Raw genomic sequence first — 15614 nt, 5'->3', positions numbered from 1 at the left:
CCACGATCAGGATTACTCCCACTCCACGATGGTGACTTCGGGTTGGTAATCTGACGACCGATCCTTCACACGGATTTCCAGGGCAGTGGTCCCCGTTCCCTTATCAAAGGCCAGCGTTGCGGCCTGTTTGTAGGCCCGGTTATCCGGCCCGATTCCCTCAACAAAAGCGGTCACCTCATGGGAGCCCGTTTTCAGGTTATCCATGTACAGGCGCTGCATTCCGCCGCGCTCCAGGGCCCTAACCTGACGTTCGGTGTAGAGGTAGGATGCGACGACCCGGCCATCGACCTTGAGTTTCACTGCATCGAGCTTGAGAAATTCCCCCGCGTCCACGCTCACAAATACGGCAAACTGAGTACTGGCTGGAAATAACAGATCCTCTTCGAGGATAAACAGGTCACGGTTGAGTCGGATGATTTTCTTTTTTAGCGCTTCCACCTGCTCTGCGACCGCCTGATCCTTGGCCTCGCCTTCCGGCGCTGCTGTCGCAGGAAGCACCGATCCAAGCCAGAGGCCTGCGGCTATGATGAGCACCATCCGGGCCGTTAATCTGATTGGAGAGAAAATAGTCATGTTCAGTATTCCCACGGACTCAGTAGTCAAGTATCACTGATGCCCTCGTCACCCAGGCATCAAAGGAGTAAAGCGGTTCCTCGCCGGGAAGGAAATTGTCCCCGGCAGTCACATCCCTGAAATCGTCATAGTCAAAACTCAGCCAGCTCAAGAGCAGACTGAACTGGAGCCGATCTATACCCGGAAGACTCGTCTGTTTCCATTCATACACGGCACCAGTGCCCAGAGTCGTACCGGAGAGGGTACTGAGCTCCTTATCTCTGCCCAGATGCGTTTGAGAGTTCTCAAAGGCGTAAAGATCGCTGTAGAAGTCAGCGGCGTTTTGCGTGTAGTAGCGAACCGAACCTTCAAGTGTCCAGCGCGCATCCAATGCGTGAACGTAGGCAAACTCAACGGTATGGGCATCAATACCCCAACTGTCGGTAAAGAAGCGGTACTCTCCCCTCAGCGACGCTCGATATGGCAGGTGATACAGTGCGCGGGCAGCGACAGCAGTGCTGGTCCGGGTTTCCGGGTAACGCTCTGGCTGGTAAAGGAACGAGGTCGTGTCGTTCGGATTCAGGTAGCGATTCTGACGATAGGGGTTCTGCAGATACCCTTCATCAGTCACTACCTCCAGATCAATTCCCAGCAGGCTGTTACGTGTGAGGACCTGACTCAGGCCCAGCTGGTAATTACGTCGGTCCACATCTTCTTCGAACGATGGGTTTCCGACTTTGCCCACTTCGTCCCAACCACTGGCAAATCCCATTTTCAATGTGGACATACCACCAAAGAACTCCTGCGTAACAGAGAAAAACACGGTGTCGGATTCAAAATCGTTTTCGGAGCTGTTGGTAAAACCAAGACTCATCGTGGACTGGTCGTAGAGGTAGTCGAGCCCCACCGAATACTCGGTTCTTTCCTCCTGGTACGGACTGGCCGTAGCCAGTACATCAACAGATGCCGCAGACACGGAATCAACATAGTACTGTCCAGTCAGGGATACCTGCGATCCCGCGCTCTTGCGTACGAGCACGGAGGGGCCATCGATAACCATTCCTCCGCCGTCATATCGATGATAGAGAACATCAACGTTATCTGCCGGAAGAGTGGCCGATTCCGCAACTGGAGCGGCAAACGGTAAAAGTGCCAGGATCAGAAAGGCACCGACCGGACGAAAATCAGTTACAGCCACAGCCGCCCCCTGAACCACCCTCAGCGCCTCTGGCTGATTCCCTGGCTTGGTAGACATGGTGCATATAGACATCCGCCTTCCCATGTCGGCTCAGGCTCATCACCGGATCCGCCAAACGATCTCGCTCATAGGGCTTTACCCAGGGTTTTATCGAAGTGCACCCGGCGCTTGAAACTGTCAAAACCGCAATCAACAGCGGCCCGATAAAAGAAAACGGACTGGCCATATCATCACCCGAAAAAATCACTCACGAATAAGTTCCCGAATCTGCTGCTCATAATCGTCTTCGTAGCCCGGCTTAAAACCATAATGGATGTAGCGGGCCTGGCCGTTCCGATCGATCATGACGGTAGTAGGCATGGCCTGAACTTGGTACAGCTCACTGACCTGGCTTTCAGGATCGTAGAGAATCGGATAGTTCACCGGTACCGATTCAAGGAACCGCAGGGCTTCCTCCCGGTTTTCATCAACATTCACAGCCAGGATCGTAAAACCGAGATCCTTGTATTGGCCGTATATGTCATTCATCAAGGGCATTTCCTGACGACAGGGGCCGCACCAGGATGCCCAGAAATTGAGCATAACGACTTGTCCACGATGGTCCTCAAGCCTCAGGTTCTCTCCACTCCTGCTCTTGAGGGTGAAATCCGGTGCAGCAACATCAAGTGTCTCAGCCTGGCTTGCACCTGCACCACAGGCCAACAGGAAGGCTGCCAGCAAGGACTTAAATGCGGTCTTCATAGTGACTCCTACAACTAGAAAAACACCGAGAGCGCTGTGCTCACTTCGGTATTGATTGAGGTTTTCTCGGCACCCAACGCGTCCATGCGGAAATAGTGCTGACGCAGACCGAGGTGGATGGCAACGCTGTCCGTCAACAGTATCTGATAACCCGCGCCGACATTGATGGTGAAGCGGGTATCACCCGCAAACTCCGTAGCGCCAGCACCGCCAATCAGATAAAAGTTGGTATTGAACGCGTAGTTCTCACTGAAAAACGCCTCACCCGGCAGCACGTTGTAGCCAAGGTTGATGCTGTAATAGCTGTATTCCCGCTCGCTATCACTCAAAACCTGGACATTACCTGCCAGTTTTTCGAAGCTGGTTTGGCCCCCCTCAGCAAACCCGGCATCCAGTTCAAAAAACAGGGTTTCGCTGAGGTGATAGCTCAGTCTCGCGCCATAGAGCAATGAGGACTCAAAGTCCTCGATACTGAGGACGCCAGCAAAAATGCCAATTTCAAAATCCTCGGTATCAATCAGAGCTTCGTCTACCGGCACCGGCGAAACATCTGGCTCGATCATTGGCTGCAGACTCTCCGCCACACCAGGCGTTGGCACCAGCACCAGTGCCAGGCTCAGAAAAAGATACTTAATCCGATTTTCCATTCTGTCGCTTCTTCGTTTGTCTTGCGGGTGGTAAAGATTTTGTATTCCTTCAGTTCGGCGCGGATAAAATAACGGTCCGTAATGTAGGCTCTGATACCCAGACCGGCATGGCCCACACTGTTATCACGTTCCTCAGGCTGCGCCAGGGTAACCTTCGGGTCTACCCAGAGATGCCCGATCCCTAACGTGAAAAATGGTGAAAACCGCCATTCAGGAAACGGCTGATGCACCAGATTGGCATTGACCATTCGGATCTCGGAGGCACTTCCAAGGACGTGACTTGCCCATAGCTCTGCGGCAAGATTTCGCGTCATCGAGTAGCCACCATAAACGGACGTGACCGGGGCGCCATCAAACTCTCCCATCAGCAGACCCGCTTCAAAATCCCGCCGCGCGAACTCGTCAAAATTCCTTACCTTCAGATCGACCGTGGCGCCCGTCGGGTCCTCGGTCTTGGCAATGGCTGCGACGCTCACCCAGCCTTCGCGGCCCCGATCATCGCGGACCTGTATCCATCGGGTTCTGCGCTTGAGAATCGTCAGCCACTCGCCTTTTTCGCTTGCATGCACGACCGGATAGCCGGGCGCAGGACCGGTGCGCACTTCAATATAGGGCTCAACAATCCGGACCCTGAGGTCAGTCGTGTCGCCACTGTTCCAGAATCCACCAGCCATCAGCGATGCGGGCAACAATCCGAAGATCACAACGAGAATTCGCACGATGTGGAGGCCTATCACGACATCAGTTTTCCGGTGCCAGGAACGGGTTATTCCAGTATTGAGCCCCGATATCCAGCCATTCACTGATCAGGCGCAACTCCGCTGGGGACAGGAACCCTTCATGGGTTCCCCCACGACGAAAAACATTCAGGAATACGGAGGACGCTGCCGCACCATTGACTGACATGGACGCATTGACGGGTACCGTTTCAAAAATCGGCTGAGGGTCACCATTGGCATCCAGAATCGGGTTCCCCTCGTCATCCCTGAGCACGTCACCGGAATCCACCAACACATCAATCAGCGCCCCTCCGCTCAGTTCCTGCTGGTTGTCCGGAAACAGCAACTCCCTATAGGCCTTGAGATGGTCAGGTTCATCGGGCGACGGTCCATCGGTAAGGTCCAACTGAGCCACCGGCACCTGTTGCGCGCCCGCAGCATCGCGATCAGTATGGCAACCGGTGCAGGTGTAATCAGCCACGACTACCCCGTCGCTATCACGGACCTCCCTGGAAAGATCCCACAGCGGATGAATGTGCTGCTCGTAGTTGATGACGATTCGGCAGTTCGCTGCCCATTCGATAGAACAGGACGTAGAGATCGGTGCCTGTGTCTGCAGATCGCTGTAGGAAAAATCGAAAGAGTCAGCCTTGGGTACGACAGCGGAGTCCGTCCATTCATCGGCGTATACCACGTTGGGTGCGGGTTTACGGATCTGGTTGATACGCCCATATGCCTCAGCCATTGTTTCCCCCATGTCCGCAAAAAGTGACGACTCCGTGTTAGGGAAAGGCAGCCCCGTCGTAGCCGCACCTGGCCAAACTGAAGCTGGGGTGGCGTCAGCGCGTCCATGGGATATCCCGCTATTCGGGTTGTGGCATCCATTACACTCAAGGGTTTCGCCCGGTCGAACCGTCAGCCAGTTCTGATGGCGGGCCCCCAGACGTTGACCATTTGCATCGAGGACGCTCACGGCGAAGGCAACATTGGCAGGTACCGCCACTTTCACCGAACCATCCGGCTCTATCGGCACATAACCCAGGATTTCCCGCATCAACTGCCCACGGCTTCGGCCGAAGGCACTGTTATCAAAATCGCGGACACTGTCATCAGGCATGGATACCGGTTTCTCAAGACGCAGAAAACGCGCGGGCCGGTCATTTGGATCAGTCTGGGCCGGATCTGCGGTGGCAGCAATGCTCCCCGGCGCAGTATCTGTTCCATCAACGTCGTAGACGCTTCGGATATGCAACACGCCATATCCCGAATCAGCCAGCGTGGCCTCTTCACCCGGAAATTGCGACTCCGGAATAAACGTTTCCAGTGGCCGCTCTCTCATCAGCACCGCCTCATCAAACTGCTCGCCTTCCACCGGCTCCACGACGGGGCGCTGAGTTCCGGCGGCAATATCAAAAAGCCAGAGGCCGTATACCGGCTCCGCAGGTTCATAATTCTCTGAGTTCAAGCGCTCCTGCGTGCAGTTTACGATTCGGTTGCCTGCTGTTTCCCTCAACCGGCAAGGGGTCCAACTCACCAGGTACCGCCCGGTGCCATCAAGCAATGGAGAAACCGCGCCAAAACTACCGTTCAGGGACACCTCGCCAGCGAACCCGGCGCCGGTGACCAGCGCTCTCTGGCCCGAGCCCGGTGCGCCGTCAACCCGCAAATCGGCTTCCACGTACTGGGCAACGGACACTTCGACGGGATAAGAGGCATAGTCGGCACTTTCGAACGGTCGAAGCTGCGCAAGCACAGAGCCAGAATCGGTTTTCTGCGGGTTCAGATAATGCACAACCAGAGAGCCACTCGAGGTATCGTGGGAATGGCGACCATAAAGATACCCCAGCTCCGTACCGTCTGGATTAACGCTGTACAGATTGACGCCGTTGTTCCGGGTCTGGCCAGCGTTGTCCCAACGACTGAACAGGATCTTGCCATCCTCCGCAACCAACGGATCAAGATCATGGCTCTGATTGAACGTAATCTGTTCAATGTTTCCGCCATCATCATCCATAACGTGCAAAACAAACGCGGGCGAGTCCCCCTCTTCATCCTGAGCCGTGAACTGCGGCTTTCCCTCATCAAGAAGAATGGCCTTCGAGGCTCTCTGGCGGGTTGAAGAAAACACGATCCGCCCGTCCGGAAGGTAGGCCGGGGCAATATCCTGGCCAGCCTTCGCAATCACATCCGAATCAATAACCCGGCTCAGAGCGGCGCTGTCGAGGTCATATTCCCAGATGTTCCAGGTAGGCTGTTCATCGTCATCAGCACCCTCAATTTCTGGCGCTCGCATAGCGAATAGGACGCGACGACCGTCGTGCGAGACATGCAGATCCTTGACGTCGTAGCCACTAGCCGGCGCAGCGGAGAACGCTGAGGAGGAAATATCTTTGATTGTCGAATCCGCAGATGCGCTTTTTTTCAGAAATAATCTGGCACCGGGACGAAATGCAGAGGGGTCGGCAAGATTATCTTCAACGAGAGCACCGGTGTTTTCATCAAACATCAACGGTCTCTTGATAAATATCACCGGATTCTCGACAACCACCGGGTCGGCTTGCTGACTCTCACTGCTGGAAAGACAGCCAGTACTTAGCACCACCGCTCCCAGAATCGGAAACACGCGGCCAAGCCTATGAAAATGCGGATGAAATGACTTAATTCCCAATTCACTAAACCCTGTGATTGCATACGTTCCATGACATAAATTAAGTCCGCTTCGGCGCCACTCACTACGGCATTTGCGTAACACAATGTAATAACGTGGCCCAGAACTCAAAACGCAGATTATTACAACCCATAAACTTTTAATAGATGTCAAATATGCATTAAGGTGCAAAAGCGAACAATCAGCGAGGGTAAGGAAATGTGTGAACTGAGAAGGACCTGGAGCCCGACAATCAAGGGCGGTTGCACATCTCTCCTCGCCGCTATCTTCGCATGTCAGGTCGGAATTGCAGGTGCCGGCCCCAGGGAACAAGCCAAACGAATACACGACCGTATCGCGGGTGTGCCACCTTCAGCCGTGGTTCTGGACGACATGGCCTCTGACATACAGTCGGGCTCTGCATTGAATGCAGCCTATACCGCCATGGAAGACAGCGCATTTTTCGACGTCACTCTCAAGAACATGGTTGCACCATGGACCAACGAGGCCATGTCGAAGTTCGTACCCTTGAATGACTACAGCGCGACAGTGATCGGCCTTGTCAGAGATGGCGAGGACTTCAGGAAGGTCTTGTTTGACGACGTCCTGTATATTGCCGATCCCTCGCTCGGGCTTCCCGGCTATTCCACCAGCAACAACGATCATTACGAAGCCCTGGAAAATGCCGGCATGAGCCTGAAGGACAATCTGGTTCGGGTAAATCAATCCACCTACAACGGCCTTCCCTCTCCTGCCACCGCTGGTGTAATCACTTCCAGAGCCGCCGCCAGAGCTTTTTTCAGTGCGGGAACCAATCGCGCCATGTTCCGTTTCACGCTGCTCAACCATATGTGTAACGACCTGGAGCAAGTCGCCGATGTCACCCTACCGCCAGATCGTATCCGGCAGGATGTCTCCCGAAGTCCTGGTGGAGACAGCCGTGTTTTTCTCAACAGCTGTGTGGGCTGCCACAGTGGCATGGACCCCATGACCCAGGCTTTCGCCTATTACGACTACGAGTACGATCCCAATACCGATCCTGACGGAACGCTTGGCCGACTCGTGTACAACACGACAAACGATATCGATCCCGCTACCGGGACCCGGGTACAAGCCAAGTACCATATCAATGCCACAACGTTTGAGTACGGGTACGTCACACCCGATGACCATTGGGATAACTATTGGCGATCAGGAGCCAATCGCAGCCTGGGCTGGGATCAGGCTTTGCCCGGCTCGGGAACCGGTGCCAAGAGTTTGGGGCAGGAGTTTGCCCATTCAGAGGCGTTTGCAGAATGCCAGGTAACCAAGGTTTTCAAAAACGTCTGTCTTCGCTCGCCATCGAATAGCGCAGATCGGGCCCAACTGACCAGTATGGTGAATAGCTTTCGCAGCCATGGGTTCGACCTGAAACAGGTCTTTGCCGAATCCGCTGTTTATTGCATGGGGGAGTGAAACAGTCATGAACAACAACAGGAAGCAGCTTATACACTCCCTGAATTCGCTCCTGAGCCTCGCGTTATTTGCAATGCTGCTGAGCGCATGTGGCGGTGAATCCACAGAACCGTTACCCAACACCAGCACCGGCTCCAGCGAAGTGAATTACACTGGCCCGGCACCGGCCAGCGCCGATGTCCAGAACTTCAAAATCAACCTTTGGGATAATTTGGTCGCGCAGGATCGCTGCGGCGCATGCCATGGAGCTGGCGGCCAGACTCCCGCGTTTGTTGATAATCAGGACATAAACACCGCCTACGCTCAGGCGAACACCATCGTAAACCTGTCTGATCCGTCGCAGTCGCTAATGGTCTCCAAGGTCGCTGGAGGACACAATTGTTGGCTGAGCAGCACCTCTGCCTGCGCAGATATACTAACCACCTACATCACAAACTGGGCCGGCGGCTCCGAGGGGTCGGTCAAAACCGTTGAGTTACGCGCCCCCGAAGCAAAAGAGCCGGGCTCTACCCTGTCATTTCCTGCAGATTCGGGCGACTTTTCCTCTACGATCTACCCGGTTCTGTCCCAGTACTGCAGCGACTGTCACATTGAAGGCATTCAAACGCCGTTGATTGCCAGCGATGATGTGCAGATAGCTTATGACCAGGCCAAGAGCAGGATTAACCTGGAAAACCCCTCCGCTTCTCGTCTGGTAGAGAGGCTAAGAAATGATTTTCACAATTGCTGGGATGGCGACTGCGACGCTTCGGCGCTGATGATGGAAATGGCGATTGAGGACTTTGCTGGGCTCCAGCAACCCCGGCCCGTCGACCCGGCCCTGTTGACGAGCAAAGCTCTGAACCTTGCGGCAGATGGATTACTTGCGAATTCCGGCGGCCGCTATGAAGACAACATTATTGCACTCTATGAGTTCAAATCCGGTGAAGGGCAGACTGCATTCGATACAAGCGGTGTCTCCCCCGCCCTGGACCTGACCCTGAGCGGTAATGTGGACTGGGTCGGTGGCTGGGGGATCAAACTCGGGGGAGCTTATGAAAACGATCAGGGCTTTTCGGTTCCAGCCGGTAAGGCTCAGGGAACGACCGCCAGTAGCCGAAAACTCCACTCCCTCCTGACAGCAACCGGCGAGTACGCTATAGAAGCCTGGATTGCGCCCGGGAACGTGACCCAGGAAGACGCTAGAATCGTAACCTACTCCGGCTCATCGACCACCCGCAACACCACATTGAGCCAGTCTCTCCAGCGTTACGAAGTTCTGCACCGGAGCACCACAAGCGATGAGAATACGGCTTTCAGCACTCAGGACGCCGACATGCTGTTGCAAGCCACGCTCCAGCACGTGGTCGTCAACTATGCGCCCGGCACGGGAAGGCAGATCTATGTTAACGGTGAGAGTAGCGGAGATGTCGACTCTGACCCAGCCGGCCTCCTTTCGGAGTGGGATGACAGCTTTGCACTCGTTCTCGGCAATGAAACCGATGGTAACTCTCCGTGGGAGGGCGCTATCAGGCTCGTTGCCCTCCACAACCGGGCGCTGACTCCCGATCAGGTGAAGGCGAACTACGAAGTCGGCGTTGGCGAGAAGTTCTACCTGCTTTTCGGCGTCTCACACCTCGTCGACGTGCCCCAAAGTTACATCGTATTCGAGGTGAGCCAGTTCGATAGTTACAGCTACCGATTCGTCAGTCCGTTCTTTATTAGCCTCGACAGCAATGCGGTACCAAGCGGCATTCCCCTCAAAGGCATGCGCCTGGGTATCAACGGGAAAGAAGCAACCGTGGGCCAAGCCTGGGCCAACCTCGATATCGTCCTCGACAGTGACGAATACGAACCCGGCAGTGGGCAGCGCCTGTCACGACTGGGCACCGTTATCGCACTTGAAAACGGTCCAGAGAGCGACGAATTTTTCCTGACCTTTGATCAGGCAGGTGATAACACGTTCGCCCGCACTGAGCCGGGACTACTGCCGGCGCCCGAGCCAGCAGATCTGGAGCCAAGCTCCGAGATTGGTCTGAAGACCTTTGATGAGGTCAACGAATCCATGTCCCGGATGACCGGAATCGCCAAAACCCAGGCCGATGTGGACGCCACTTTCAGGACCGTCAGGCAGCAACTTCCATCGGTTGAAGGTATCCGCGGTTTTCTTTCCTCTCATCAAATGGCAATCACCCAGATGGCCATCCAGTACTGCGATGTTCTGGTCTCAGATACCCTGGCGCGAGATGAGGTTTTCCCCGGCTTCGACTTTTCCGCGCCAGTCTCGACGGCGTTTGATTCGTCAGGTCGCAACCTGGTGATCACGTCACTGATTAACCGGTTTGTCGGGAACAATCTGACCTCACAACCGGCAACGGTAGAGACCGAAGCCGAGCTGAACGGGTTGATCGACACCTTGTCGGCCTGCGGCTCCAGCTGCCCTGCGGGCCGAACCGAAACCATCGTCAAAGCAAGCTGTGCCGCCGTACTGGGTAGCGCGACAACCCTGGTTCAGTAAAGGACGCTTTTCATGTTTATTCGTAGATCTCGCATCAAGCCTCTCGACAACAATGAACCTCTGCGTCATCTGGATCATGGCAAACCACGCACCCGCCGCGAGTTTCTGGCGCAGGGGTTCAGAGCCGGATCCGCAACCGTGTTCGGGGCCTCGGTGTTCAGCCTCTTCGGGAATCCCCGAACGGCATCCGCGGCACTGTCATCGGATCTGGAGGCGTTAAAACAGAGCTGCGGCATCGCGGTTCAGGGGGCCGGCAAAATACCATTTATCTGTTTCGATCTGGCCGGTGGCGCCAATATCGCCGGCTCCAACGTGCTAATGGGAAAATCAGGCGGCCAGATGGACTTCCTGAGTACCGCTGGCTACAACAAACTGGGCCTCCCCGGGGATATGCTCCCCAGCAACGCCACCTTCGTGAACAACGAACTTGGCCTTGCGTTTCACTCTGATAGCGGGTTTCTGCGGGGCATTCTCCAGAGCACCAGCGCGGGGACAAGAGCGGGTGTCAATGGGGCGATTATCGCCGCACGTTCAGAGAACGACACCGGTAACAACCCGCACAACCCCATGTATGGCATCAATAAAGCAGGCGCCGACGGTTCACTGCTCTCTCTGGTGGGCTCCCAGAGTTCAGAATCCGGCGGCAATTCGCTATCGCCAATGAACCTGCTTGATCCGGAAAAGCGACCAACGAAGATCGACCGCCCCTCCGACGTCACCGGGCTGGTGGATGTGGGCGATCTGATCGGGATACTGGATCAGAATGACGCCGTGGCGGTCATGGAGGCCATTGCGCGCATCAGCGATGCCAAGATGAAAAATGTCGATACCAAGCTCGGGATCTCCACCGATGAAACCATCAAGGAATTGGTCCGGTGTGGCTACATAAAAAGCGCTGACCTGGCCGATCGATTCGGGAATCCAAGCGCCCTGGATCCGGAACTGGATTTGGAGATCGTCGGATCATCCGGGATTTTCAGCCGCGATGAATTCAACAGCAACCGGGAATTCCGTAAAACCGCATCGGTCATGAAGCTGGTACTGAATGGGTATGCCGGAGCCGGCACCGTTACCATGGGAGGTTACGACTACCATACCGGCGAACGTGGCACCGGAGAACGCCGGGATGAACAGGCCGGTCGCTGCATGGGCGCCTGCCTCGAGTACGCTGCCCGACTGGGAATGCCGCTGATGCTCTATGTTTTCAGCGATGGGTCCGTTGCCAGCAATGGCCGCATCGACGACTCCATTGATGGCCGCGGCAAGGGCGAATGGACCGGCGACAATCAACAAACGGCCGCATCGTTCTTTCTGGTCTACAACCCAAACGGGAGACCCCAGGCTATCAGAAACCAGATAGGATTCATGCGCCCGGATGCATCGGTGGAAACCGCTTCGAGCCCTGCCGCCAACAATGTAAATCAGCTGGTGCAAACGGTACTGCTTAACTACATGGCACTTCATGGAGAGCAGTCCGATTTTGGTAACCGATTCGCGGGCCACGGACTTGGAAACAGCACCATGCAGGATAGTCTGATCGCCATGTCGAGCATCGTCACAGGGACAATCTAGGGACTCGTCAGTCATCCGGACCGGGGGGTTGCAGACCATCGGAATAATGCATCTGACGAGCCTCATCAATGATGATGGCATCGATATCAGGGAGCTGATTGATCATATCCAGCCCTCGTGCCGTGCCCAACACGAACACCGCTGTCGAGAGCCCGTCGGTGGTCATGGCATCGGATCCCAATATACTGACGCTCTGAACACCCCGTGCTGGCTTGCCGGTTTTCGGGGAAAGGATGTGGTGGACTCGATCGCCCTGCTCATCAATAAAAAACCGCTCATAGTCTCCTGACGTAGAGAGTGCGGCATTCATCAGCGGTAGAACAACGGCGTTACGATCTTTGCTGCGAGGGTCACGAACCCCGACTACCCAGGGCCGCCCGTGGCGGTCGCCGAGCAGACGCATATCCCCCCCGGCACTGAGACGCGCATGGCGTATCCCGGCAGCCTTCAACTGCTCTATCCCCAGGTCGACCGCATATCCTTTAGCGATTCCCCCCAAATCCACCCGCAATCCCTCCTGCCGATAGAATATCGTCCTGCTGGCATCATCCAGCACTATGTCCTGATAATTGATGTGGGAAAGGTGAGAGGACAATTGTTCTTCTGACGGGGCTACACCGGTACGGTAGTCATACAGATAGCCCACAGAGCCAAAACTGATGTCAAAGGCACCATTACTGAGCTCAGAGACCGTCTGAGCTTTCCGGAAGACGTCGAACAACCCCTCGCTGACTTCGACTGGGCGCTCAGCCGCTTGCCGATTCAACCGTGAAAGTTCAGAGTCTTCACGGTAGCGGCTCATGCTACGATCGACCTTATGGAAGACTCTTAGAACCCGCTCGGCAATCGGATCTGCCAGCCTACGACTGTCTGCCCAGAGTTCCAGCTCCACGCGCGTCGTCATGGCCGTATCGGCATAATAGAACCACTCGCTCTGGGCCGTAACAGGAATCATCAGAAGCGAAAACAAAAGTGCCGGGCCTACTGCCCTGAGACACCATGGGTGGTTTGACGTCACAGCATTCCCCCTGTAGCAACCGGCAGGCCTCCGACACCCGCTTCGGGCACCGAGTGTATCCGGCTCCAGAGGGGGAATCCAACGACTGGTTCAAGGAGTCATGCGGCGTGTGTCGTCACCTGGAACTGGCTGGTCAGTCGCTGCAACTTGTTGGCCGATGCCTGGGCCCGCTCAGAGCTCAGAATCAGCTGATCAATGACGCCATTCATGACCGATGCGCTCTCTGCCACACCAGACGTCTGCGTACCTTGCAGCCGGTTGGTTTCTTCGATTCCGGATATCGCCCTGAACAGTTTTTCGACCATGTGGTGTAAGGCGGAGTTGTCGTCAGCGGCCGCTTCGGCCTTTTGCAACCGTTCCTCCATTTCCGACATCCCCTCTTCCATGGTCTGGACCGCCCTGCGGGTTTCCTCCTGAACCCCCTCCAGGCGTTCGCCAATATCCTTGGTTGCCTGAGCGGTTCGGATTGCAAGTTGGCGGACTTCATCGGCAACAACCGCAAACCCCTTGCCGGATTCCCCGGCCCGGGCGGCTTCAATCGCGGCGTTCAGCGCCAGGAGATTGGTTTGAGCGGCAATGTCGTTGATGACCAGGGCCGTTTTGCTGATTTCTTCAGTGCGATCGTTGGCCGCCCGTATGCCTTCGGCAGACCGGTTGATGACGTCACGTATACTCTGGGTTTCCTGACTGACACGAGCAAACTGCTCCCTGGCACGCTCAACCACCTCTTCCATACTGGAACGCATTTCCTGGGCAGTTGTGGACGCATTGGTGATCTCGTTTTCCTGTTCCGTCGCCCCTTTCACCATGCCGTCAATGTGCTCCAGAACCTGACGGATCCTCTCATTGGCCAGCTGATTCTGAGCCATGAGCTGATCACCAGCCTGCCGAGTGTCGGCTGCCAGGGTAATGACCTGCCCTACCATACCATCGAGACTATCAATGAAGCTGTTGATCCAACGAGCCAGATCGCCAGATTCATCACGCTTCATTTTTGACAGATCGAGGCGCTGACGGAGGTTACCTCCGCCCTCCGCTATGTTTCTGATCACATCGGCCATCGCCCCCAGGCGCTCCGAATAGGGCCGGACTGAACTCGCTCGGAACAACAGCACCGTCACCAGTGCAGCCAGAGCACTGATGCTCGCATCGATCCATAAGGGAACGCTACTGTATGCCAGGCCCACATTGATGCCCCAGAAGGCGGCCACAAAAAATGCCAGCCTCGCCGATAGCAAATAGGATACCGAACGACGACGATAGACCTCTTCCAGATCCCCCTCACACATCATACCCCAGCGATCCGGGGACCCGGGAAGCTGAAAGGTAACGCCCTTGCCTATGACCGGTATGTGCCGATAATCCGAGTATCCCGGGTATTTCACATAGAGATTCTCGCCTCTGGCCATGGTTTCCCGGACACCAGGATGCAGTTGCCCGGTCGCCGGGTCGGTAAAGCGAATCTCGAATTCGGTATGCTCACGAACGCCTACGGTGCCAAACCCAGTGCGAATGCCGTCTTTCAGGTTGTCTCCGTGGCTGAAGGTCGCATCCTCAAACCGAGAGCGAGACAGAGCTGTACCGGGAAGGATGCTGGTATCGAAGCGACTCTCTCTCATGAAGATGTAGTTGTCACCCGATTCCTCAAATACATGGCCGGCCTCACGCTGGATGAGGTCGCTCATGACGTCATTGGGTATCCGTGCACACACCGCGCCCGACTGCCCACTCCCCAGGGTAATCGGCTGGTAGAACATCAGGGTAACCGCATCATGAAACCGGGAGGTCGTCGGGCCGAGCGTCAGGGTGACCGGATCCCGGTAGGGGCCGTGTAAGAAACGCTCCCGAACCCCCTTCTCGAACGCACCCCGTGGCAGGTCGCATCGGCCCTGGCGGCCATTTGCGGTTGAAGCCAGTACCGTTCCTGCCCCATCAATAACAAACAGCTCGGAAATTTCACGCAGCCGTCCAGAAGAAGCTCGAATGACCCCCTCAACCGTTGCCGTATCCAGGCCATCCAGCCTGGCCGCCAACTGATCCAGGAAGGCCCATTTATGTTCCGCCCAGGCCATCAGCGCATCCCGTCGGGTTCGTGCAATACTCTCGAATATCTGCTCGTTGGTACTGTACATAGACCTGTTCAGGAAGCATGACCAGCCCATAGCCAACTTTCCCGTGGAGCCCCAGACTGGTAACCATCGCCGTTCTTTATCGGTCAGATTCATGGTGTCACTCTTCAGGGTCATTTCTGTCTCCTTGATCCGTACGTCAGGCCTACCGGCACGATTCCGGTGCAACCAATTCGGAAAATAGCCAACGCTGCAAAAAGCGGGCCTGTACACAAAGGCGCCAGGATCTATCAAATATTTCCATTCTTTCAGTGACTTGGAGCAATACCGGAATCAATCGAGGGATTTATAGTGCACCAGACGAATGCATAGAGAGACAGAAGGCCCATATAGGCACCATGTTAGTGCGCGTCGCTGAATGACAGCCAATCCGGCATAACAATTTGTTACGCAAACTTCCACTTTGGTCCGATTGTTGACCGGTGTGGCTCGGAAGAGA

12 protein-coding genes are annotated in these 15614 nt (G+C 55.6%); 3 read left to right on the top strand and 9 right to left on the bottom strand.

All coding sequences use genetic code 11. The features are described 5' to 3' along the window. Positions 1-12: 12 nt before the first annotated feature. The 7 genes from D777_RS02675 to D777_RS02650 are packed head-to-tail and all read right to left on the bottom strand — an operon-like array spanning position 13 to position 6363. Entirely contained in the window at positions 13-573 is a 561-nt protein-coding gene (locus D777_RS02675; RefSeq protein ID WP_036128504.1) for a hypothetical protein, read from the bottom strand. Positions 574-592: 19 nt separating this feature from the next. Further along, positions 593-1807: a DUF3570 domain-containing protein gene (locus D777_RS02670; RefSeq protein ID WP_081849448.1), complete on the bottom strand. Its 1215-nt coding sequence runs from the start codon at positions 1805-1807 to the stop codon at positions 593-595. Beyond that, entirely contained in the window at positions 1737-1976 is a 240-nt protein-coding gene (locus tag D777_RS18295; protein WP_081849472.1) for a DUF4266 domain-containing protein, read from the bottom strand. Before D777_RS18295 ends, D777_RS02670 begins: the two co-directional genes overlap by 71 nt. Positions 1977-1993: 17 nt before the next feature. Further along, positions 1994-2491: a TlpA disulfide reductase family protein gene (locus tag D777_RS02665; RefSeq protein WP_036128501.1), complete on the bottom strand. Its 498-nt coding sequence runs from the start codon at positions 2489-2491 to the stop codon at positions 1994-1996. 14 nt (positions 2492-2505) lie between these two features. After that, positions 2506-3138 carry an outer membrane beta-barrel domain-containing protein gene (locus tag D777_RS02660; RefSeq protein ID WP_036128499.1) on the bottom strand — a complete coding sequence of 211 codons (633 nt, stop codon included), beginning with the start codon at positions 3136-3138 and terminating at the stop codon, positions 2506-2508. Beyond that, positions 3108-3875 (bottom strand): SH3 domain-containing protein, encoded by a 768-nt coding sequence (locus D777_RS02655; protein ID WP_227501644.1) that lies wholly within the window; start codon positions 3873-3875, stop codon positions 3108-3110. The genes D777_RS02660 and D777_RS02655 overlap by 31 nt, the downstream gene beginning before the upstream one ends. 4 nt (positions 3876-3879) lie before the next feature. Continuing rightward, the gene (locus D777_RS02650; RefSeq protein ID WP_227501643.1) at positions 3880-6363 is read right to left on the bottom strand and encodes an HzsA-related protein; all 2484 of its coding nucleotides are present in this window, start codon (positions 6361-6363) and stop codon (positions 3880-3882) included. Between the two features lie 360 nt (positions 6364-6723). Between D777_RS02650 and D777_RS02645 the strand changes: the two genes are divergently transcribed. From D777_RS02645 to D777_RS02635, 3 genes are read left to right on the top strand one after another with little or no spacing between them, the layout of a single operon-like run. After that, positions 6724-7959 (top strand): hypothetical protein, encoded by a 1236-nt coding sequence (locus D777_RS02645; RefSeq protein WP_036128497.1) that lies wholly within the window; start codon positions 6724-6726, stop codon positions 7957-7959. A 7-nt stretch (positions 7960-7966) separates the two neighbouring features. Further along, positions 7967-10456, top strand: coding sequence for a LamG domain-containing protein (locus D777_RS02640; protein WP_036128495.1), 2490 nt, complete (start codon positions 7967-7969; stop codon positions 10454-10456). 12 nt (positions 10457-10468) lie between these two features. Next, positions 10469-12028 (top strand): hypothetical protein, encoded by a 1560-nt coding sequence (locus D777_RS02635; protein WP_036128493.1) that lies wholly within the window; start codon positions 10469-10471, stop codon positions 12026-12028. 7 nt (positions 12029-12035) lie between these two features. Here the strand turns inward: D777_RS02635 and D777_RS02630 are convergent, their stop codons facing one another. Both D777_RS02630 and D777_RS02625 read right to left on the bottom strand, forming a co-directional pair. Continuing rightward, complete coding sequence (locus D777_RS02630; protein ID WP_227501642.1) at positions 12036-13046, bottom strand: FAD:protein FMN transferase; 1011 nt, start codon at positions 13044-13046, stop codon at positions 12036-12038. A gap of 98 nt (positions 13047-13144) precedes the next feature. After that, positions 13145-15292: a methyl-accepting chemotaxis protein gene (locus D777_RS02625; RefSeq protein ID WP_036128491.1), complete on the bottom strand. Its 2148-nt coding sequence runs from the start codon at positions 15290-15292 to the stop codon at positions 13145-13147. Between the last annotated feature and the right edge of the window lie 322 nt (positions 15293-15614).

The organism is Marinobacter nitratireducens (assembly GCF_000708045.1).
Taxonomy (GTDB): Bacteria; Pseudomonadota; Gammaproteobacteria; order Pseudomonadales; family Oleiphilaceae; genus Marinobacter; species Marinobacter nitratireducens.
Note: the sequence above shows the minus strand (reverse complement) of the source record. Positions and strands in the feature narration are given on the sequence as shown.

Coding starts and splice junctions, on each gene's coding strand:
- D777_RS02675 (WP_036128504.1), bottom strand. CDS start 573: ATGACTATTTTCTCTCCAATCAGATTAACGGCCCGGATGGTGCTCATC.
- D777_RS02670 (WP_081849448.1), bottom strand. CDS start 1,807: ATGTCTACCAAGCCAGGGAATCAGCCAGAGGCGCTGAGGGTGGTTCAG.
- D777_RS18295 (WP_081849472.1), bottom strand. CDS start 1,976: ATGGCCAGTCCGTTTTCTTTTATCGGGCCGCTGTTGATTGCGGTTTTG.
- D777_RS02665 (WP_036128501.1), bottom strand. CDS start 2,491: ATGAAGACCGCATTTAAGTCCTTGCTGGCAGCCTTCCTGTTGGCCTGT.
- D777_RS02660 (WP_036128499.1), bottom strand. CDS start 3,138: ATGGAAAATCGGATTAAGTATCTTTTTCTGAGCCTGGCACTGGTGCTG.
- D777_RS02650 (WP_227501643.1), bottom strand. CDS start 6,363: ATGTTTGATGAAAACACCGGTGCTCTCGTTGAAGATAATCTTGCCGAC.
- D777_RS02645 (WP_036128497.1), top strand. CDS start 6,724: ATGTGTGAACTGAGAAGGACCTGGAGCCCGACAATCAAGGGCGGTTGC.
- D777_RS02640 (WP_036128495.1), top strand. CDS start 7,967: ATGAACAACAACAGGAAGCAGCTTATACACTCCCTGAATTCGCTCCTG.
- D777_RS02635 (WP_036128493.1), top strand. CDS start 10,469: ATGTTTATTCGTAGATCTCGCATCAAGCCTCTCGACAACAATGAACCT.
- D777_RS02625 (WP_036128491.1), bottom strand. CDS start 15,292: ATGACCCTGAAGAGTGACACCATGAATCTGACCGATAAAGAACGGCGA.